Source organism: Rhodobacter sp. JA431 (genome assembly GCF_900217725.1).
Classification (GTDB): Bacteria; Pseudomonadota; Alphaproteobacteria; order Rhodobacterales; family Rhodobacteraceae; genus Rhodobacter; species Rhodobacter aestuarii.
Genome location: NZ_OBMP01000001.1, coordinates 25,355 through 48,207 on the forward strand (window position 1 = coordinate 25,355; position 22,853 = coordinate 48,207).

General features: G+C 57.7%; 1 protein-coding gene (cut by a window edge). It reads right to left on the minus strand.

Features of this window, described 5'->3' with window-relative positions; translation table 11 throughout:
* On the minus strand, positions 1–22,853 hold the 3' portion of the coding sequence (locus CRO18_RS00105; protein ID WP_097080633.1) for a DUF4347 domain-containing protein. The gene runs 19,699 nt beyond the window's last position; only the last 22,853 of its 42,552 coding nucleotides appear in the window; the start codon falls outside the window, past its right edge; the stop codon is at positions 1–3.

A 22,853-nucleotide genomic window follows, 5' to 3' on the forward strand; every position in this document is an offset into this window, starting at 1 on the left:
TTAAGCGTGCGTGTCATTTCCGTTATCCCCACCGCGAAGCGCAAAGCCCGAAGAGGTCCATTGACGTAGACGCTGCTCGAGGCTGCCGACGCTGCGGGCTTTTCCGTAGTGACGATAGACCGTTGGCATGGACATCGCCATCGCTCCTGCTTCCAGAAGGGTCAGCATATCCTCATCGGTTTCAAGAGAATTCTGAGCGAACTGCGTGCTTTCCTCAGCAACTGGTGCTGCCGCGCGCGCCTTGACCACAATGGCTTCACGACCCTGCTGCACCGCCTTCATCACTGCAACCTTCGTCGGCGTTGCCGCCGCGTCTTGCACCGCTTCAACACGCGCAAGGGTTTGCTCAGCACCACCTGCTGAAACCACGTCAGACAAGAAGGTCTTTGCCGTCCCGCGGGAAGTTCCAGTCGGAGCCGCGCCACCATCCATGAAGGCGCTGTCGATGTTCTGGTTCATGATGTCTTCTTGGCCCGTCAGACCGCCAGCGTATCCGGTTCCGAACTCCGGCTGGCCGTTTTCGCTCCGCGAACCCGAGCCCGGAAGCTGACCATCTTTCACCCGTTCGTCGAGCAAGCTGGAGGAAACACCGAGGTTGAACAGCCGTTCGATCTTTTCGATATCACGGCCCTCTTCGAACAGGATGCGACCGAAGGTTTCAAAGATCACGTCGACCGAAGCGGCCACCCCCATAACGTTGAACTGGGTCCCACCAAAGACGAAGTCGCCATCGTAGCCAGTGGTCACAAGGTCGCCTGCCCCCATGAAATACAGGTCACGTTGCGTGATGACATCGCGGATCAGGCCCGCTGCATCGAAGTACATCAGCAGGTAGTCGCCGGCGACAAAGTCACGACCGACTTCCCCATGAACCGCATCACGGCCTGCGCCACCAATGACGATGTCGTTTCCAGCACCGCCAAAGATTGTATCGTCCCCGAAGATCGCGGGCAGATAGGCTTCGACCTGAACAAGCTCCATGTTGCCCGCCAAGGTCGGATCCGCATCAATATAGCCCGCATCCCCCAAGATGACGTGGCGGCCATCATCCGTCGCGGCCTCACCCGTTGCGGTGCGCCCCGTGGCGATGAAGTCGTTGCCGCCACCGCCGATGACAAAGCCCCAACCAGATCCAGCAACAAGGTTATCGTTGCCCCATCCGGTGGTGTTTTCATCTTCGGTGTGGATCAGCTTGCCGTTGGTCGCATCTCGCAAAATATAGCCATGATCGAGCAATACCTGCACCGGGCCATCGCCCAGAACAACGGTATCGTCGTCTGCCCCCATGATCGCGACATGCTCCCCATCGCCCGCCGTCCAGCTGTCTTTCGATGCACTCATGAGCGTAATCGCGTCTGGCAGGGAGGCGATCCGCGACAGGATAAAGGCGGGGTTATCTTGATCCAGCGAACCAAGGTCACCGATCACATAGCCCAAACCATTGCCCTGCAACAAAGTATCGGAGCCGATTCCCAAGATCGCACGCACATCGCCATCACCTGTGGTGAAGCTGTCATCGCCCGCCAGATCGGCCCAGTCGGAAGACCGGAAGCTCCGCATTTGGGTCAAATACTGACCCGCGGTCGAGGCCGCAAAGACCAGTTCTGCGTGATCGCCCGCAAAGTAGCTGTCGTTTTGCGCAAGGGTCGCAACCGGATTACCATTCGCATCCACTTGGGCCAGAACGGTGTCATTGCCCGCCCCACCGAACACAACATGGCGCAGGCCTTCGCCCAACTGGAAGCTGTCGTCGCCAGAGTTTGCGGCCACGACCGTTTCCATGCCCGCGTTTGGCGTGTTTGACACGGTCCGAAGCGTGTGGTCCGCGTCAAAGTCGATCAGACCCCAATCGCCAAGCGCAACCACTTCCCCGTCTCCGGTCGTCACGCTATCGCCCTTGCCGCCCATGATCATGTAGTGGTTCCCGTCACCCGAGAGGACGGTATCGGCCCCATCCCGCGCCGAGAGCGCGTCAGCACGGTAAACCATCTGACGTAGCACGTAGATGGAGGGATCAAGCGGGCTCGGCGTCGCGGTGATCGTGCCACCATCCCCAAGGATCGCGGCAAGACCGTCCCCTTTGGTCAGGCTGTCATTGCCATAGCCAAGGATCACCCGCACATCGCCATCACCGGTGGTGAAGCTGTCATCACCCGCCGCCGAAACATCGTCATCCTGAGACGAGAAGCTGATCATTTGGAAACCAGCAACGGTCGGATCAAAGACCAGCGTGGCACGATCGCCCGCGAAGTAGCTGTCGTTCTGCGCAAGGTTTGCAACCGGAACCCCATTCGCATCGACTTGGGTCACGACGGTATCGCCGCCGCCGCCGCCCATCACGACCTGGACGGTGCCTTCCCCGAGTGTAATCGTGTCATCGCCAGCGAGACGGCCATAAACGGCAGTCTCGCTCGCAGCAGGTGCGTTCGAGACGGTGTTGATCTTATGATCATTGGAGACCGCGAACACCATTTGGCCATGGTCGCCAAGGACAATCGCGCGACCATCGCCGTTCGTGATCGTGTCGTCGCCTTCCCCGCCAATCGCGAGCATATGCCCCGAGCCCAGATCAATCCGGTCTGCGGCATAGCCCGTCGATCCCGGAAGGCCCGTGAAGTGGGTCCGCCCGTTGCTATCGACAAGCGTTTCAAACAGTTGAACAAGGAACGCTTCATCATCCGGTGTCAAAACAACCTGAGCAGAGTCACCCGCGAAGATCGCCGTATCACGGCTGTTCGCATTCCCCGAGTTGTCAGACCCAAGGGCGGTCAGAACATCGGCACCACCACCGCCCATTGCCAGAATACGGCCATAAGACATGTGGATCGTGTCATTCCCACCCGCGACGTTTTCGATATCGGCTGCGGGAACCTCTTGCCACTTCGCCGTATCGGTAAAGTCGACCGCCGCCCAATCGCTCACCGATGTCGGGAGGTTCGCGATATAGAGATACCGTTTGCCATTGACCGGATCGTTGACCCGATCATTGACCGTAACCAAGACCGGCACCGCACCATCCGTGCTGAACTCAGGGGCGAGTTCGTAATCGAAGGTCGAAGCGTTGCCCAAGGTCAGCACATCGAACATATCCGGCACGATGCGGGTCTCATTCCCAGCAAAGCCGGATGTGCCGGTCATATTCAGATCGAACACGAATTGACCACGACCACCGATCGCAAAGGCGTTTCCGACTTCACCCTCGGTCATACCGTTTTGGAGGGTCGCAGTATCGTCGCCAGCCCCCCCAATGAACACAACCTGATTTGCCGCCGAGGTGATGGTGTCATCGTCGCCATAAACCGCTTCACGCTGATCCATAAAGATCATCTGCTGACGGCCTGCGGTCGCGTAATCCGGCGTTGCGTTGTACTGAACCGTCGTGAACGACACATAGTCCCCCGCAACGAACTGGCGGCCCTCACCCAGCGTCATGACATCTTTGCCGACGCCACCCGTGACGAGAACATCCCCGCCGCCAATGTCGATCGAGTCATCATTCAACGAAAGGCTGGTGGAAAGCAGCGCGCTGTTACGCTCCATCGTCTCGTAATAAAGCAGCGACAAGGTGTCAGACAGATCCAGACGCGGATCGAACAGCATCGTTGCGCCATCCCCCGAGACGATCTGGCGCAGACCGCTTGCCGAGGCATAGGTCGTTGCAACATCGATATCGTCCGCCCCAAGGCCACCGACCACGACATGGTTGCCGATGCCGAGATTGATGGTGTCATTCCCACCACGATAGGCTTGGGATTCATTCTCACCATTGAGGTCTTGCGGACGCACAGGCGTCAGTTCGGCGCTGGTTGAGACACGGATCAACCGCGGGAACTCTGTCACACCGCCAGCTGTGTAACGGCTGTCCGTTGCCGCAATCCGGTGAACCTGCCCCGCATCCCCCATGACAACGAGGTCGCTCGACGCATCCGCAGATGCCCCCGTCGCAACGTTATTGTCAGCAGACTGGATAATGTCGTTGCCTTCACCCGCGATGATCTGACCACGCGCCGATCCAACGGTGATCGTGTCATGGCCCGCGTCCCCACGGTTCCAACCGCGCAGTTCGATCCCAAGTGCCGGCGAGAGATCCGCAAGCACTTTGTCAAAATCTACAGCAGGCGGGACGGATTTCGCGACTTCAACGATAACCACTTCATCGGCTTGGAAGAGATCGGTCGCCGTCGCGGTGTTTTCATAACCATCCGGCAGGTTGTCACCCGCCGCATCGTTATAAACCATTCGCTCGATCTGAGCGTAGTCAGACAACAGGGTCATGGTCTGGACCCGACGGGTCGCAGACGAGGTATCAATGACCGAAACCGTCGGTTTCCATGTCCAGCTATCGGGCAAAGTCGCCAAAACGCCTTTGTTGGTGCCATCAAGCAGGTAGGCCGAGGAATAATCCTGACCGTAAACATCGGTCGGAAGAACGTCATAGGCGCGCTTCTCGGTCAGGATCGTCTCAAGGCTAAAGGCCGCCGGGTTCTGCCCCATGATCTCGCGCAACGTGCCATTGACGAATTGGTCGCCATTGGCCTTCCAAAGCTGGAAGCTCGCCGTCTGAGTCAGATCCGTTTCATAGCCAACCCAAATACGGTCGTTGCCACCGCCACCGATCCAGCGAACGTCGTCGTCACCGATCAGGACAGTATCATCTCCATCGGGCTGATCTTCGAGCGATTTCATGAAGTTGAGATCGGTCGTACCTTCGACGAATTTGATCTCGCCCATGCTGGAGACGATGTTGACATTATACTGACCAACCGCGTTGGTCCCGTCCGCGTTCAGACCGCCAAAGATGGCATCATTGCCACGGCCCGACAGAACCTGCGCATTACCGGCCCCGAACAGGATCCAGTCATCCCCACGCGGGTTGTTTTGCGGCGGACGCGCTGCCGCAATATCGCGCAGTTGGAACATGCGACCGCCCGTGTCGTCACGCAGGCGCAGGCGCGCCTCGTCGCCGACAATGACATGACCAAACGCATGAGAGTCATCTGCATTGCCCGCAAAGATGCGGTCCTGACCCGCGCCCCCAAAGATGATGTTGGTGCCGTTGCGGGTCGCTGCATCCGCCAAGGTGCTCAGGCCCAAGCCGCTCGGCAAGGCGACACCAGAGAAGATCAGGTCATCGCCGCCTTCGCCCAAAAGCTGGGTCGGGGAGGCAAGGCTGTTCCACTCGGCCAGCGGATTACCCCCGCGATATTCGGCCTTCAGGATGCCGTCGCCATCGAGGGCAAGGTCAAGATCCATGAACTGACCAGCATCATCGGTGCGGTCAAACAGATAGACACCACCGCGCTCCATCCAGCGATCATCGAAAGCTTGGCTGTTGACGTCGATATAGCCCGGCAACTGATATCGAACGAGGTTTCCGTTGCTCCCTTGGACCTCGAACAGACGGCCAAGGAAGTCACCGATCAGAACCTCGACTTGCTGACCCCAAAGCGAGTGGTCATTCGGGTCGTTGATCAGCTCTGCACCGTACCCTTCGATCCAGTCATTTCCGGCACCACCGATCAAGATATCGAAGCCCGTGGAACCGATCAGACGGTCGTCGCCCGCGCCACCATAGGCATGAACATTCACCAGAGCTTTCGACAGGTCGATCCGGTCGTTCCCGTCGTTGCCAAAGACTTCCAGTTTGTCATGCGGGTTCAGCGAGGGATCGGCGAGGAATTGCAGCCCGTAGTTCTCGCCATTGAGAGACGGCAGAACGGAGGCAATGTCATCCCCTTTGCCGAGGTAAACACGCGTCGGCGCCTCTTTGCGGATCGACTTGATCTGCACCGACTTATCGTCCCCGTCGCCCGTATACACCGTCACGCCACGGTCAAAGCCATTGGCGACATCCGATTTGTAGCTCCCCGCAATGTAACCTGCCGCAGCAGGGTTGAAGGTCGGATCGACCAAGGTCTGATACTGAACTGCGGTCACCAGCGGCGGCAGCGATTTATCGTCGCCCGCGAAGTGATAGATAACCACTTCCCCTTCGCCGATGGACACCGTGCCCGTGCCATCGGTGTCACCACCCCGGCTCACAACCATGCGCGTTGAGCCCATACCACCGTCAACACGGATGGTGGTGTCGATCCCATCAAGGTTGGAGCTAAGCGCGTCATCCGGCGTAGAGCCGATAAAGATGTCGTCGTCCCCGCCACCTGTGAAGATGTTGATCGGCTGCAGCGCCGCTTTGACTTCGACCTTATCATTGGCAGCACCAAGGTAGATGGTGCTCATCTCAAAGCTGTTCAGCGCCACCGATCCATCCGGCCCAGCGCCGCCATCGCGCGCCACAAAGCTGATGCGGGTAAAGTCGATGCGTTGCTGCATCGGGTCGGCCGCAATCTGTGCTGGCGTCGCAACGCTTGGATCATCGGGCTGGTAGGGTTTCGCCGAGAAGACATCAACCTGCGCCAACACCGCTTCGGCACGCGCGTTGTCATAGATCGAGATCGTGTCGCGCCCCGTGCCGCCAATGAGAACGGCTTTGGACAAGATGCTCTCGATCGAACCCACAACCCCTGCATAACGCGGGTTTGCACGCTCCCATTTCGCCTGAATGGCCGGAACGTTTGCGGCAAAGACCTTGAAGTCGATCGTGACGAACCAATTGTTCAGCGCGGTGAGAACATCCGAGATGCTTGCGGTGAAATCAATGCCGTCGATCAGCGCCTGTGAATACAGGTCTTGGGACTTCGCATTGATGCGATCAAGCACGCTTTGGTAGCCAACAAACCAATCCCGCAGTTCGGGTTCGAGGTCTGCAACGAACTTCCCATTCAGCGCAAGCTGTTCGGCCTTATCCGCAGCAAGTGCAGCGGTATCAACCGCTGCCATATCGAGTTCTGCCAGCCAGGCGTCGAGCGCATCGGTATCCGCTTCGACATTGTCATAGGCAGCCTGCATCAGCAGGTCACTCACCGTCAGCCCATTGGTCAAGGTGACCGCGTTGAACCAATCCTGAATGGCTTGGCTATAGCCGGTGACATTTGTGGACAGCATCGTGATGCGGTCCTTGATTTCCGACATGGCACCGACCTGAACCACATCGTCCCCGCCGCCAAGCGACAGCACGAGGTAGTCGATGTCTTTATCAACGCCTGACAGAATAAAGTTGTTCTTCGCGTCACCCAACTGGATACGCACCAACTCGAGGTTATCAAAAACGATCCCCTGCGAGTTGCCACCAAAGCCGGTCAGCCAGCCGAAGGTTTCATTGTCTGGGCTATCGGTCGGGATCAGTTTATCTTCGGACGGAACATAGGACTGACCATAGATCGCCTTGAGCGCGCGGATCTGGATCTCGCGGGCCGTTGTGACGCCAAATTCCCCATCGGCACGGCTACCATCTGTGCTGCCGTAGAGTTTGACATCAACGCTGTCCGCCCCTGCCGACCCATCAAGGGTGACGAGGTTGTCAAACGCGCTCAGGTCATCTTGGCGACCAATCCGGACAGAGTCGGGCGAGAAGCGCTTGCGTTCGCTTTGCGTTGTGGACGCAACCGGCACCATAACCACCGTCGCGACCTGTTTGATCCGGGTGTAGCCCGGAACAACAACCTGCCGCACCGTTTCCGTGCCATCCGCATTCACAATCCGCTCGACACGGGTGAAGCCCGGAACGAACTCTTCCACATCTTCGTAGACAATGGTCGGGACCAAAGCCGCCGCCGCAGTGGTATCAAGATCAATGGTTTGCGAGTCCGGATTGAACACGCGCGCGGGACCACCGATCTGGATATTGTCGTTGCCGCGGCCCGCATTGATGGTCAGACGGGTTTGCGTATTCACGCCGTAAACATAGATCGTGTCATCGCCGTCGATGGAGTTGATCTGGATATTCTCGACGTTCTTGACCGAGCCAAGGTCGACGCCCGCGCCTTTGATCTGCTGAACCCCGTCATCATCCACAAAGACGATGAATTGGTCGCCGATCTCCGTGCCTTCAAGGATGAAGGTGTCAAAGCCCGAACCACCGTCGATATGCAAAGGTGCGTTGCGGTTGTAGCCAACCTTGTTCTTCCCTTTGCCGGAGCCAAGGTTCGTGATGCCCAGCGTCGCTTTCACAAAGAAGGTATCGTCGCCAGCGTCACCGAAGAGCCATGTCTCGCCTTTGTTTCGGTACACTTGGAAGTAGTCGTTGCCGCCGCCACCGAACAGTCGTGTATCGGTCGACGTGCCCGCCGTGGTCTCAACAACAGATACGGTGCCTTCGCCATCTGGGTTCGGGGCCTGACGGACCTCGATGATCGACCCGATGTTGAAGGCATCTTTGCCGCCATGACCAAACGCATAGGTCAGCGCACTGGTGTTATCGAAGCTAAAGACATCCGCCGCATTCGAGCCGTGGATAAAGACCTCATCCGCACCGAAATAGTTCAAGAAGCGCTGCGAAGCTTTGACCGTAGAGGCTTGCAACTCACCGTTTTCAAGACGGTAAGCGATGCCGCCATCTGCCGCGACCGCAATCTGCGTCCGCGACATGTCGAACAGGTAGGAGTCCTGCGCCAAATCAAGAAGCGAGAAGGCGCGTTGTTCTTGCCAGCTGACCGCCGTTTCCGGGATCGCGTTGATGCCAACAACAATCCGGTCACGGTTGAGGAAGCTGACCGAGCTATAGGCCGCCGTCCGGCTTGTCGACCATTGCGACAAGTCAGACAGGACAAGGATTTTACCAGACCCGGAACCGCCATCGAAGCCAAGCGCAAGGCCTTCGAGCGAGACGCTCGTATCCGAAGAGGTCGCCGATTGAATGGTCCCAACACCGTCATACCGGACAGAGCCCAGTCGGATTTCTGCAATATCGAAGGCGGTGTTGCCCTCGGCATCTTGCAGCGCACCGCTCAGGTCCGTTGTATCGGCCGGAAGCACCGTGATTTGCCCCGCAAGCGAGACATTCGCCAGTTGCGCCGTGAAGACGGCAATCGAGAGCAGACCTTTTTCCGGGTCGAAGCCGATCACTTCCCCAACATGGTTCGCGCCGATGTAAACCTCGTCGCCCTGAGCCGGGTCAATCTCTGCACGGTTTTTATCGGCCACAACGCTGTTTGCACCCGGACGATGCAGAACCGCCGAGATCACCGCATCTACGCGTAGGTCGGTGATGGTGCCCGTCACGCTTTGCGGGACAACCGCATCCGAGGTCCACTTGACCCCAATGCCGTTCTCAATCGCGGAGGCATCCATCAGGGCGTCTTTGTTGATCAGCACTTCGTAATAATCGCCACCCGCAGACCCGAGCACGCGGCCAATCTCAACGTCGGTCGTTGCAAACCGCAGGGCTGTCCCAGCCTTCACGGCCGGAGAGCCCGAGAGTTGGACAAGCACACGCTCGCCCACGATAACGGCCCCACTCGCGTCGATGTCACTCGACAGCGTGTAGCCGTTCAGCACAAGCCCGCCCAAGGTGGTGTTCAGGGCCGCCTCGCCCGTCAGGGTCGCTTTCAGACCGGCAAGGGTGATTTGTTGGAGTTCCCCATTCCAATCCGTGACGCGGCCCGTTGCGATCGTCGTTGCCCCCGATTTCAGGGTGAACTGCTGGTTCGCAAAGAACTCTTTCGGGGCCGAGCTTTGCAGACCACTCGCCCGAGAGGTCATATAATCGGCGAAGCTGAGACGCGTCGTTTTGCTATCCGTTTCGCCGTAAGCAACCGGTGCCGAAATCAAAGATCCAGCCTGCGCCAAGCTCATGCCATCCATCAAGACCGGGTCCTGAAGGTCCTGCCATGTGACTTCGACAAACACACGGAACTTATACGGGTTCGACGCATCGCCGAGGTCTTGAATATCCAAGACCGTGGCTTGGTCCGGCATCACCGCACTGCCATTGAAGGTCGCACCGTTGAACTCCAGACGGTCATTCACAATCGGACGCAGCGGCTGAACGATGCCTTCGCTGATCAGCGTTTCTTTTGCCGTAAGCTCTGCCAGCGGATCTGCCGCCAGCTTCGCAAGAACACTCGCCTCGGACGGGGCCAGCGAAACAGCCGAAACCTTAAATTCGGACGGAGTCGCGCCATCATAAGCCGCAACAACAAGGCTCTGCCCATCCAGAACGACGGTCGAGCCCGCACCGAATCCGGATGTCGAGATCGCACCATCAAGCGAAATCGTGACCATCGAATAGGTGTCATCATAAGAAACGGCCGTGATCGTTTGGCCCGTTCCCACCGCAACGGTGCCAACAAGGGGCGAATGCGGCGTGTAGCTTAGTTCGATCGCATAAACGTCGCGAAGCGCGTTTGACCCAACCTCGACAGACCAATCGGCTGTTTCGCGGTTGTCGGCAGGCCAACCAGTCGCATTATCGACGGGCTCATAGATCTGCGTAATCGACGCTGGGTCCACAACCCAATCGTTTTGCCCCAGATAGTCGTCCGCACGGCCAATCTTCAACTCGGTCACGCCATCGAAGATATCGCCATCACGGCGCAACGCGACAGTGACCGATTTACCCGCGTTCGACACAGCCGTGACGGTTGCAACGATCCCTTCGGCGGTCAGGACATCGCCGACAATCAGACCGCTATCCGCAGCGAAGGTCAGGTCTTGGGTGATTGTATCAACTTCCCACTCAAGCTCAGAGAGGTTCACTTTGGCGGTGTATTGCTGTTCGGCAGCCTGCACGAAGGCAGAACTGGCCGTTCCAAGGTGGAACGCGGCCACGCGATCTGCCGTCGCGACACGCACCAAGCCCGTGGTCGGGGCCGCAACGCCCTGCCCCAAAGCCACGGTGAGCGTGTAACCGGATGCCATATCGCCCGACACGCTTTCGACACGACCAAAGATCGTATCGGACCCTGCCATCGAAATAACCTGCGCGAAACGCGGCGTGCCCGTATCTTCGCTGTGTTCGATATAGACAGCCGCATTCGCGGAGAGCGTCACCTCAACGGTCCGCTTGCCGGTTTCTTCATCGGTCGTGACAGCGGAAACCGCACTCATATTGGCAATCTGATCGAAGGCTTCCGCCAAAACGATCTTCTTGCCCGTCAGGTCAATACCGCTCCAACCGTTCGTGCTGCTGGCGGCGATGGCTTTCACCACACGCGATCCACCAACCGGGTTGATCGCGGCCGCCGCATCAAACGATGCCTGCGTGGCCGCCGCATCAATCCGCGCCGTTGCGACCAGCGCACCGGTGGTTTCGTCAAGGACATAGACATTGGTGTAATCCGCATCGAGCGGCCAATTGCCTTCGGCACGCACCAGCGGGATCGTGATCGAAACATTCACCCCCGAAACCGCGATGCCAAAGTCACCATGGTTGTCGCCAATGTCATCGCTGAACAGAACTTTATCATCCAGACGATAGACGGGCGCTTCTCGCAGGTAGAAGGCATCCCCAAGATTATCCGCGAGGTTGGCCTCCGAACGGTCGCTCTCAACGATTTCGACCATGATGATGCGCTCGTTGGGGTCCCAGCCAATGATGCGGCCACTGTCCAGACCACGCGCGCCCGAAGCCGTCGGCGCGGACGAGACATAAAGCCCATCCCGCGTCGGATCGGTGATCACCGTGTTGAAGGCGGCAGGATCAATCTCGGTGGTGGAGGTCTGAAGCCCTTCGGCCACCAGATAATCGATAATCGCTTGTTCGAAGCCAGGCTGCGAAATCTGATCAATACGAATTTGCCAGCCCGACGGGCCGAAGGACACGTCAAGCGAGCCAGAGCCGACGAAGATCTGCGCAAGACTATCGCTGTAGGTATCCCCTGCACGCGACAGAAGTTCGATCTGTTCGCCCGTATTGAACGGCTGGAACGGAACTCGGACGCGGTTAAACGTCAGATCATAAGTGCCGTCACCGGTCGGGTTGCCATAGGCATCCAAATTGCCGCCGAAATAGCCAATATCGAACAGAGTCCGCCCGTCTTCGGAAATGAGGCCATCGCCGGTGACAAAACCAAACTGGTTGATCAAGCTGCTGCCAACCCATGTCCAAACAATCTGCTTGTTCAGAAGCTTGAGGTCGGTCGGTTCCGTGTTCACGACGGTACCGGTATGTGCATTCGCGCCAACCGCCACGTATTCAGACCAAATACGATCCCCGAAACCAACCATATTCGTATCGGTATCGTGGTTGAGCGTAACGTGCAGTTCGCCCGCCCCGGCTTTGTAGACTTTGACCTTACCGATTTCGACGGGGGTCCACGTACCAGCCACATCAACCATCGAATAAACCGGCTGATCTTCGACAAAGATCCCATCGAAGCCCGCGGGCATACGAATAATGGCCGTGTCGAGGTTGATCACGATGCTATCGGTCGAAACGGCAAAACCAAGGCCAGACGACAGGCCAAGTTCGGTCGTTGTCTCTGCCCCGCTATCCCCGATCGACAGGTTCAGCTCGGAGGTATCAATCGACAGCCCCGCAACCGTCGTTAGCGCCGAGGTCCCCCCCCCGTTTAGATGCGCCACAGTCAAATTGTTGTAGAGGTTCTGGGTGAGACCAGAGAGCTTCACATCTGTGGTCGTTTCGGTCTTGGCCACGCGGTTTGCCGCCATGGTCAATGCCTGCTCAGAACCATCTACCTGCGCCACCAGACGCAGCACAGGCTGATCGGTTACAGCATGCGCCGTCGGGCTCGCATAAAGCGCCATATCGCCATAGGCGAGACGGGCGCGCTCTGCGCCAGACTGGGTGATCGATGGGCTCTCAAAGCGGAAGCTAATGGTGCCATCCTCAGCATCCGCGCCCCAGATCAAGACCGCATTGCCGAAGGAATCATAGAGACGGATCGGGTCTTCCGATGTCGCTGTTTCAAGCACATCGAACACCCGAACGGTGGCCGAGATTTCGAGCGGGGCCGCTTCCACAAACGTGAAGCGACGGGCACCAGAAGCGGCGCCCTCCGCACCAACTTCGCGCTCAAGGCGAAGGGTCGGACGGATTTCGTCTGTCAGGTCCAGCGCGACCGATGTGTTGAAGGTCTTGCCCGCGCCAGCATCATAAAGCGCCACACCCGATTTCAGCAGGGCCGCCGGGCCACTGATGTCGATCAAGCCAAGGGTCACGTTGACCGCCGTCAGCGTGATCGCAACAGGTTTGCCCGTCGCGTCAACCGCGTAAAGGGTGACGCTCCCATTTTCGGCCAAACGCTCAGAGAGACCTTTGCCCACGGTTTGAACCGCCGACATGTCGCCTTCGACAAGCACTTCGTAGGTGTAATCACGCTTCATCTCTGGCGACAATGCACCGTCGAGCGTGCTGACACGTGCAGGCGAACGCAGCGTCCAAGTTTCTGCGGTTTCATCCGCAACTTGTTTCAAGACCATGCCTTCGTCGATCATGCCATCGAGCACAGTCACAGACCCGCCGCTCGATTTCACAACCGCCGTCACAGCGTTGGTAAGCGCATCGCGCGCCACCCAATAATCCGCAACGGCGCCACGCAGATCGGTATCCACCACGACACCGGTGCCAGCCTCCGCCGACAGGCCCGCGCCTTTGAGCGAAAGCAGGAATTGCGGACCCGTGGCCCCAAGGGCCTTCAGACCAATGATCCCTTCGGCATAGGCATTTCCACTCGCGTCTTCGGGCAAAGTGGTATCGGTGATGAAGGGCAGATCGCCATCCAGAAGCTTGGCGGTCAGCTCAGTGCCCAACTGCGATGTCACGAGGATCAGGGCGCTCGTGGTGCCCGTCGACAGTTCGAGGAAATCACCCGCTTGCGGCAGCGCGTAGGCCGCGCCCGTATCGTCTTTCAACGCCTCAATCGGCAGCGTGAACTCCAGCGCATCCGCGTAAGAGCTATCCAGCGCAATCCGGCGCGTTTTCAACTCGATCGTGTCAGAGGTGCCCAGAACCGTGAAGGTGTCCCCAATGACCGGGCGACCGCTTAGGATTTGGCCCGTGCCAGTTCCGGTCACGTGAATAATCGCGTCACCATTTTGGAGGTAAGTGCCGGCTAGTGATGCCAAATCTTCGGTTTCAAAGCGGATCACCCCGGCGGCAGCGCCCGCAGAAATCGCGGTTTCCCCAAGGGTGATGATCGCGGTCGGCTCTGTCTCGCCAAACTTCGCAATGCCAAACTCATCGACAACCGCAAGATGCTCGACATTGTCGCTATCAACATAGGTCAGCCGGTCGTCGATAAAGCCCGTGCCCAAACGCCCTGAAAGCAGGTCAAACGTGACCGTCGTCGCGGTGACAGCCGTGATGTAAATCACCGCATCCACCTGATCATTCACAACGGTCCACACCTCACCAACCGCTGGCAAGGTCGAGGTGGTCTCCCCGGCAAAGGCCTTGAGGTCAAGCGTCGCCGTTGTAAGGGCTCGGGTCGGCGCGGCAAGACCGCTTGCGACACTGTCGAGTGCGGCGGTCCCATCCGTTGTAATCCAGCGACCTTCAAGCAAGCTTACCGTCACGGTGTCAGCGTCATAAGCCTCGACGCGGTAAAGCGCATCCGACCCTGCTGCCGGATCGACAATGATCTGACCCAGCGCAACGTCATCGGCACTCGTCGCAGGATCATCCCAATTTTCGAGAACGATGATCGGATTGTCGGCAAAATGCTCCGCATTGCGGATGTTGAGCGTAACAAGCTCCGACGTGTGATCGACGGTAAAGACGTTGTTGCCGCTTTGGATTGTGCCGCTGATCAAGCGACCCGCAAGCGAGCCCAACGCCGCATCGACAGATTCCACCCGGAGCACCGCATGCGGCGAGACTGTGGCCTCAAGCTGCGACCCGATCACAAGCGTCTTATCCGCATCCACTTTGATAGTAATGGATTGGGAACCGACAGCCTCGGTGGTGCCGATCGACTGAACGGCTCCACCCACATCTTGGTAGACTTTTCCACCAATCGCCCCGGCCGGCGAAACATCGGCGTTCTGGTAATCGACTTTCGCGCTACCGTTACTGACAGAGGTAATCACGATATCAACGACTTGGCTCAGGCCCGGCGAAGACGTCAGGATCATACTGTCATCGCCACTTCCGATCCAAAGCGCGTCAGTCTCCGCAAGGGTGATGCTGTCATCCAGATCAACGACCATCGCTTTGGTGGTGTTGTTCCAAAGGGTTACCGTACCGATACGTTCAAACGTCCCGTTGTTTTCACGCCGCAACGTTGTTTCAGAAACGAAGCTTTCCAAGGCGTCATCGGTCACGCTCAGGATAACCCCCTCACCGCTCGCGACCCCGAGCAGGTCGAAGGCGAAGGTGACCTCACCCGAGGCGGTCCCATTCGGCCACAGCTTCAGCGTATCCGCCGCATCAAGGATCACCCCAGCGTTCAGGTCGACGGAAATCGACTTGGTGCTTTCCGCGACTTTCCAAAGCGCCGTATCGGAGAAGTTCACCGAACCCCAATCCGAAACAGCGAGGTTCGCGCTCCCGATGTAGAAGTAACGCGCGGCGCCATCTGCAATCAGATCATTGGTTTGCACCGTGATCGAAGCGCCGTCAGCCGTATCGTATTTCGGTTCGGCGGTAGAGATTTCTCTCAACGTGCCGATGATTTGGCCATCCCGCACCAAGGCCGTTTCGAGGCTGAAGTCTGGCGCCGGAACCGCGACCGACCCATTCACCGTAAAGCCCACGGTGCCACTTGCGCTTGTGATATCGCCGGACGCGACATCAATCGGCGATGTGCGCGCTTCGTCAATGACCAGAAGATCACCGTTTGCAATTTTCGCCACATCCGCAGCGGTCGGGATCGACATCGACACAAGTGTCCCGTCGATGGCTGCAACCCCAATAACTTCAAAGGTTTCGCCCTGCTCCGGCACGCCCGTCAGATTTTTGAGCAACAACTCACCGGTCTGACGACTGTAGCTCGCAAGTGTGGCGATGACGCCAGATTTCACGCCGCGCAGCACCGTGCTGTTTTCAACCAAATCAACGAATTCGCCATTCGCTGAATTGACCAAGACGCGCGCAGTTTCCATGCCAACCAGCAGGTCGCCATCGCTGTAAATCGCGCTGTCCGACAAGGTCACGATGTTGTCCGAGAACGCCTCGACGCCAAAGCGGGTTACGCCCGCCGTCGACCGCGCAAGATAGGCATCCGATCCGTCACGACCGTCGATTTCAAGGCGCTGCGTCGTGCCTGTCATTTCGAAGGTGTCGTCTTGCGAGGTGCCAGAAAGCTTCAGAACCTCCATATCCCAGAGGTATTCGACCTGCGTAGCACCGCCCTGCTCGATCCGAACCTGTTGGCCATCCACCGTGAACTGAACGGCGTTCGTGTCGCCGCCTTGCGCTTTTGCATCATAGACATAGGTATCGCGGCCACCGCCATCGATGATCACGTCGATGCCAAGACCCGCATCAACGGTATCGTCCCCATCCCCAAGCGAGATGATCTCATCTTGCTTCGAGCCGATGAAGTAGTCGTCGCCGTCGCCCAGCTCGATTGACCGAACCAGACCACCCGCGCCACCTTGCAAGATCTGCTGACCCGACAAGTCGACCGTATCATTGCCTGCGCCGGTTTCGATGCGCACGGTATCTTCTTCACCCGTTCCACGCGCCGTATCACGCAAGGTGATCGACTGAAGGAACGTGCGATTGCCGTTCCCATCCTCGATATGGGTCTTGTAGGTGGATTCGTCAGCACTGACCGCAAGCGAGGTGATGTAATCGCGCTCGGCTTCTTCATCCGTCCCCAGGATACGCACAACATCTGTCGCACGGTCCCCCGGTGCATTTTCAGCAATGGACCCAAGCTGAAGAATGATTTTTGTCGCATCAACACCCGTCGCGGCACGCCGCACAACGATGCTGTCTTCGTAAAGACCGGTTTTGATATCAATGGTCTCAGTGTTCACCGCTGTCAGCGATTCAAGGATCGCGTCACGCCAGTTTATGAGGGTGCTATCGTCTTCACCGCTCAGAATTTCGATGGAGTCTTTCGACGCCGCGCCACCCATAAATTCAGCGGCATAGAGGTCCAGAACGTCAGAGTTCCCGCCGCCGCCGTCAACAACGTCGATATCGTCCCCGACGACCCAACGGATCGTATCGGAGCCAGACCCACCCAAGACAGCGTCCTGATCCTCGCCACCGACGAGCAGGTTCACGCCTGAGACGCCCATCAAGCGGTCGCGGCCTTCGCCACCATAGAGTTCGTCACGACCCGACCCTGCGTTCAATTGGTCGTCGCCGTCCTGACCGTAAAGAATATCTGCGCCAGCATCGCCGAAGATCACGTCATCGCCGAATTGACCGTAGATCAGGTCGTCACCGTCCCCACCGTAGATCATGTCGCCGTCACCCAGCTGGCCGGAGTTGACCGTGCCGTAAAGTGAACCCGCTTCATCGCCGTAAATGATGTCGTTCCCGGCATCACCGTAAAGCGTATCAGCGCCCGAGCCACCGATCAGTTCGTCGTCGCCCGCGCCACCGAAGAAAGTAACCGCGCTATCGCCGTATTGAACGAGCTTGTCGTTTCCAGCGCCACCATCGAAATAGATCTCGGCATCCGCATAAGAGATCAGGTTATCGCGCCCGGCCCCACCACGGATGGTCGCTTTGCGCGTGAAGGTGTCTGCGATGATGATCTCATCATTGCCGTCCCCCCCGTCAATGACAACCCGCACAACATCGTCAAAGCGCTGCAGGTCGCCTGCGTTATCGACCATAACGCGACCGTCTTGCGTCTCGTGAATGGTGATACGGTCCGCACCCGAAGAGGTGTAGACATAGAGCGTGCCGTTATCAACGTAACCCAGCGGCTGGAGTTGGAAGTGTTTGTGGTAGTCGAACCGCCACAACACGACATCGACCAGTGTCGCTTTTTTCGAGAAGATGGTGATCGTCACGAACAAAAGCTTCAGCTTGATCTCGACGAAGGCCCAGATTTTTGCCCGCACCTCGGCGCTGATGTCAAAGAGACCCAGCGGATCGCGTTGGATCATGTAAGCAAGTTCGTCGATATAAACTTTACCGTCGTAAGTCCCTTCGCGGCTTGCAACGTCGTTCATGTCAAAATTGACGGTCGCGAAAATGCCACCGGCAACACCGGCTTTCACCGACATGATGATAAAGTCGCCACCGATCTGTGCGGATGCAAAGACCTCGAACCCGATTTGAAGCTCGATACGTTCCGAACCGTCATCGTTCCAGTCGCGCACGTGGAGCCCGAAGAACAGATATTCCGGGTTGTTCCACCCGCTGTCGCGGAACAGGTTCAGACCGCGGCTGTCGAAGCCGAAGCTTAGGTTGACGCGTGCATAGATCCCCGCGCCAAATGTTGCAGACAGGAACGGCGCCCAAATCCAGATGTCTTTACTGACTTTCCCCTCAACGTAGAGTTCCGGCAGGTCAAAGACGACAAGGTCAACATTGCTTGCGCCGGTGAACAGGCCAATGGCGGTGGCTGGATCATTTATGATCGGGAAGCGCAGCCCTTCGAGCGCCTTCGATTTGTTGAGGAAGCCCTTGGATTTTGCAGAGGCCTTCTTCGTGCTGGTGTCAGACGTCGGGCGCGTGGAGGACGAGTTGGATTTGCCCGTCGATGCCTGCGAGACCGGGTCAATCGACTTGTTGCCGTTTTCTTTCTTAACAGCGTTGTAGTCATATTTTTGCTGTTTGCGCGCATCGCGACTGCCGCCGGAAAGCTGATAATCGCCAAAGCGGATCATCACACCATTCGCGTCATCGGGGTTCGGCAGCGCATTGATCAGGTCAATGATCCCTTTCACCACCTTGAAGAACGCAACATAATTGGCAGCCTTTGCACCGCCAAACATCTCAATCATGTTCAGCAGAGAGGTCGGGCGCCCCATCAGCGTCGAGATGACCGGCAGCGGATCAAGAATGGGGTCAAGCGCATCGCCGACTGGCCCGGTGATCTTCTTCACCTCTTTCAGGATCGGCCCTGCAAACTCGGAAATGAAAGACCCAAGGTCGAGGCGCATATCGGCAAGCACAACGTTCGGCGTGCCACCAAACGCACTTTGCTTCACACCCGTGGTCAGGTTGATATCGGCAAAGATCTGACTGTAATGGAAATCGGTTAGGAAGCGCGGGAACTGCGTCGAACCTCCGAACGAGCCGACAAGCGCGAGGCTAACTTCTGCACGCGCTTTGAATTGCGCATCCACAACCTCTTTGAATTTGACACCGCGCAGTTCTTTGACAAGCGACAGACGCCCATCATCCAGACGACCACCTTTGCCCGCATTCGGGTCTTTGATGTCAACGGTCAGCGCAGCAGACAGTTCCTTGTGACCGTCTTTGAGCAGGTTCGTCACCTCGAAATCGAGGAAGCCCAACGACGCTTTCATATAAGCATCGTCGTTGAGGTCACCATAGGCTTCGAGGATCAGTTCATTCTGACGCGAAGTGTCGATGTAGAAGTCGAGCGCGCCGTCGATGTAGCTGACACCAAAGCCGAGGTAGAGGTCATATTGCATCCCCAGCGTAATAACGGCATCCGAGTCGAACGAGAGCGGCAGGCCCGGCATAGCGCCAGTCACGTCGATATCGACACGGATCGGGTCGAAGATATCCCCCATCGCGCGGATACCGATTTTTAGATCGTCGAAGGCGTCGGACAAGACGACATCAACATCGTCATAGGTGACGATTGCCGATCCATCTTCGGCAACGAAATCAATCCGGCCACCCGTCGCATCTTCGATGGTCTGGAAGAGATCGAAGAGCGCGTATTGCAGCAGATCAACCGTTGTGAACTCGCCATCGCGCTTGGATTTCTCGGTGCGGATGAGGTTTTGCAGATCGCCCAAGGCATCATCCACCGGGTCGACAAGGGTCGAGCCAATGAAGGACGCACCGCGCCGCAACGCATCGCCGATGAACGGGAGGTCCATCTTGAACAAAGGCGCTTGGCGGATGGTTTTATCCAGCGCATCCAGCATCCCGCGCAGACCATCAACAAGCAGCAGCGGGTCTTGAATAAACATCCCCAGACCCAGTTGCGGGACAGGGTTCGGGACGTAGTAATACAGACGATCTTTGCCAATCAGGCTGTCTGCGATCAGGTCATCGCTGCCAAGGTCATAGCCGATAAAGATCGCGTTGCGCGCGAAGGACGCGCCGCCCTCGTTGATCCAATCGACCAACTCACCGTAACCGTCCGCATCGTCAGAGGCATATTTTGCATAGCGATCGGCTTCATCGGTGATGAAAGCACCGTTGACAGCCGCACTTGACCCCGTAAGAGCGGTGCCAACGGGGAAGTACACCGGCAAGATGAGCGCGGCGCGCCCCGTCGATTTCAGCTTGAGGGAAATCGTGCCGCCCTGCGCGACATCGGTTTCGGTGACATAGCGAATGCTCGCAAAATCCGTATCGACGAACTTGCCAACGGCATTGCGCTGAACGGCACCATCCCCGTCGATGGCAAAGGTCGCCTCTTCGATCGACGCCGAAAGCTTTGCGCCGGGGATAAACGTCAGCCCTGCGGACAGAACAGCTTCATCCATATAGGCACGGGTGGCCATGCCGACAAAGACGCCCGACTCCGCTTTCAATGTGGTCGAGAATGTCGGGCTCGCAACGGTTCCCCCAATGGCCACCGAAACGCCGCCCTGGACGCCCGTTGTAAAGGCGAACTGCAGGTCAATCGGGTCCATCTCGACATCGACATCAATCCCCAAGGCGCGCATCGCATTCAGCTCGTTGCGCGGCAGGTAATCGCTCGGACGGATCGTTTTGGTGAAGGTTGTGGGGACCGTGACGCCGTAGGCGCCAAGCAACTTGAAGATGTCGATCGAGAAATCGATATCAAGGCGATTGGCAACCAATGCCCCGTCGCTATCGCGCCCGAAGACAAAGCGCGCTTCAAAGACGATGCCAGTCATCGTCTTCGTGCCAGCCGGTTGCTGCAGCAGAGTTTCGTAGAAGAGCGCAATCAGCGACGAGACAGAGGCATTCTCGTTCGCATTCCCCGGCTGCGTCGACACTTTCAAATCGTTGAGTACACCAAGGATCGACGATGGGTCGCTATCATTGCCGATGATGCTCGCCAGTTGCGCATCAATCCCCATCAGCTCTGCCAAGGTCTCGTTCACGAACGGAACATCGAAGCTGGTCAGCGCCGTGTTGATGCCATTTACGAGGGTGTAGAGGTTGTCGAACAGCATGGTGAACGACACCGGCTGTGCCGCGATATTTGCAAGCGTATTCAGTACATTAAAGTCGAACGAGAACTCGTCTGAGAACTCATAGGCCGCCGCAAGGAAGCTATTTGCGCGGAGCGCATCGAAGCCAGTGATCGTATTGGCGGTATCGAACAGCGTCACCCCTGTGAGGCTACCATTGCTGATGATCACCTGCGGATCGAGCGACAGTTTGAAGTCCAAAACCCGCGCACCGAACTCAAGCGCACCAACAGTAACTTCGCCAAGAACCGGAACTTGAACGGCAAGACGCTCTTCGGAGGTCAGATCAAGATCATAGCCATCCGAGGCCATCAGCTTATCGCCAACCGCCGTGCCTTTGGAGGTAAAGCCCAAGGCCAAGAACGAGGTCGCATCTTCGATGGCGACAGTGGCGCCGGTTGAAGAATTGACCATGCCGATCTTCAGCTTATCGGCCTCAGCCGCCGCCTCAGAAGACGTGCTGACGGACACAAATGCCCCACCAACATCGAACGCCGCTTCCATCGAGGCGGAGGTCGTCTCAACGCCGACATCCAATAGCAGTTTCGTCTCTTTCCCGATGAAGGCCTTCGGATCGGTCACATCATTCAGGTCGAGACCGAGATCGAGTTTCAGACCCGCCGCAATCGAAAGTTTGCCGTCATAATTGCCTTCAAGCTTGAACAGCTGGTCGAGTGCACTCGCGACAGAGGCATCAATGCCGTTGATCTCACCGATCAAGGATTGGATGTCGATAGTCTGGTCGATGTCCAGATCGACCTGCTTGCGAATGTCGATACCAAAGACGAGGTCGTTGCGTTCGCCGGAGCCTGTCGGATCGTTGTAGTCGATCCGTTTCAGGGTCACGCGCGGCTGCCCTTCGGTGCCCGCGTCGAAGCCCAGTTTCTCGAACTCTTTGTCGAGGATCGACTGCAATTCCAGCAGGTTATCATCAAGCGAGGTCACCGCCTCGTTGATAACACGGAACACGGGGATAAGCCCCAACTTGCTGTCGATCGAGAAGTTCAACAGCGGCAGTTCTGTTGTCAGAACCTTGTTCGAAATCCCTGACGGGGAAATCACGTCATCGGTGACAGATTCAACCAATTCGATCAGCGCAGTCAGCGACGAACCGATATTCAGATCCCCAAACAGCGACGTAAAGTTGAGCGTCGGCAGTTCGAAATTGAAGTCCGGCAGCGACGGGAAGGCGATCAACGACGGGAAGTCCGGCAGGCTCGGTAAGGACGGCAGAGCCGGCAGGGACAAGGTCGGCATATCCGGCAGGCTCGGCAGATAAATCCCCGAGAGCGACGGCAGCGACAGGCCCGGCAAGGTCGGCAGCAGCCCCGCGATGCCGAAATTCACGGACGGCAGCGAGAAGTCGAAATCAAACGGGATCTCGATTGTCGGCAGGTCGACCCCACCGATGCCCCCCGTGATGTCGAGCGGCAGGTTCGCATAAACGCCCGCGCCAGAGAACATGGTCGACAGTTCAGGCGAAATGCCCGTCGCGCTCGACACGGGGATGTAGGTGCCCCCCACCAGCGTGAAGTCATTCCCCGATGCGGCTGCCAATTCAACCGAACGACCGTTTTTCCCGATAATGACTTTCTTCGTCAGATCGAGCGACGAAGACCCATCAACCGCAGTGATGGTCAGATCATTGGTGGCAGAATCCGAGTCCGGATTGAGCGCATCCACACGGAATTCGACCCCATCTTGGAAGAGCACATCGCCATTCGCGAAATCACTCAGCGCGACGGTATTCGTGATGGTCTTCAAATCGT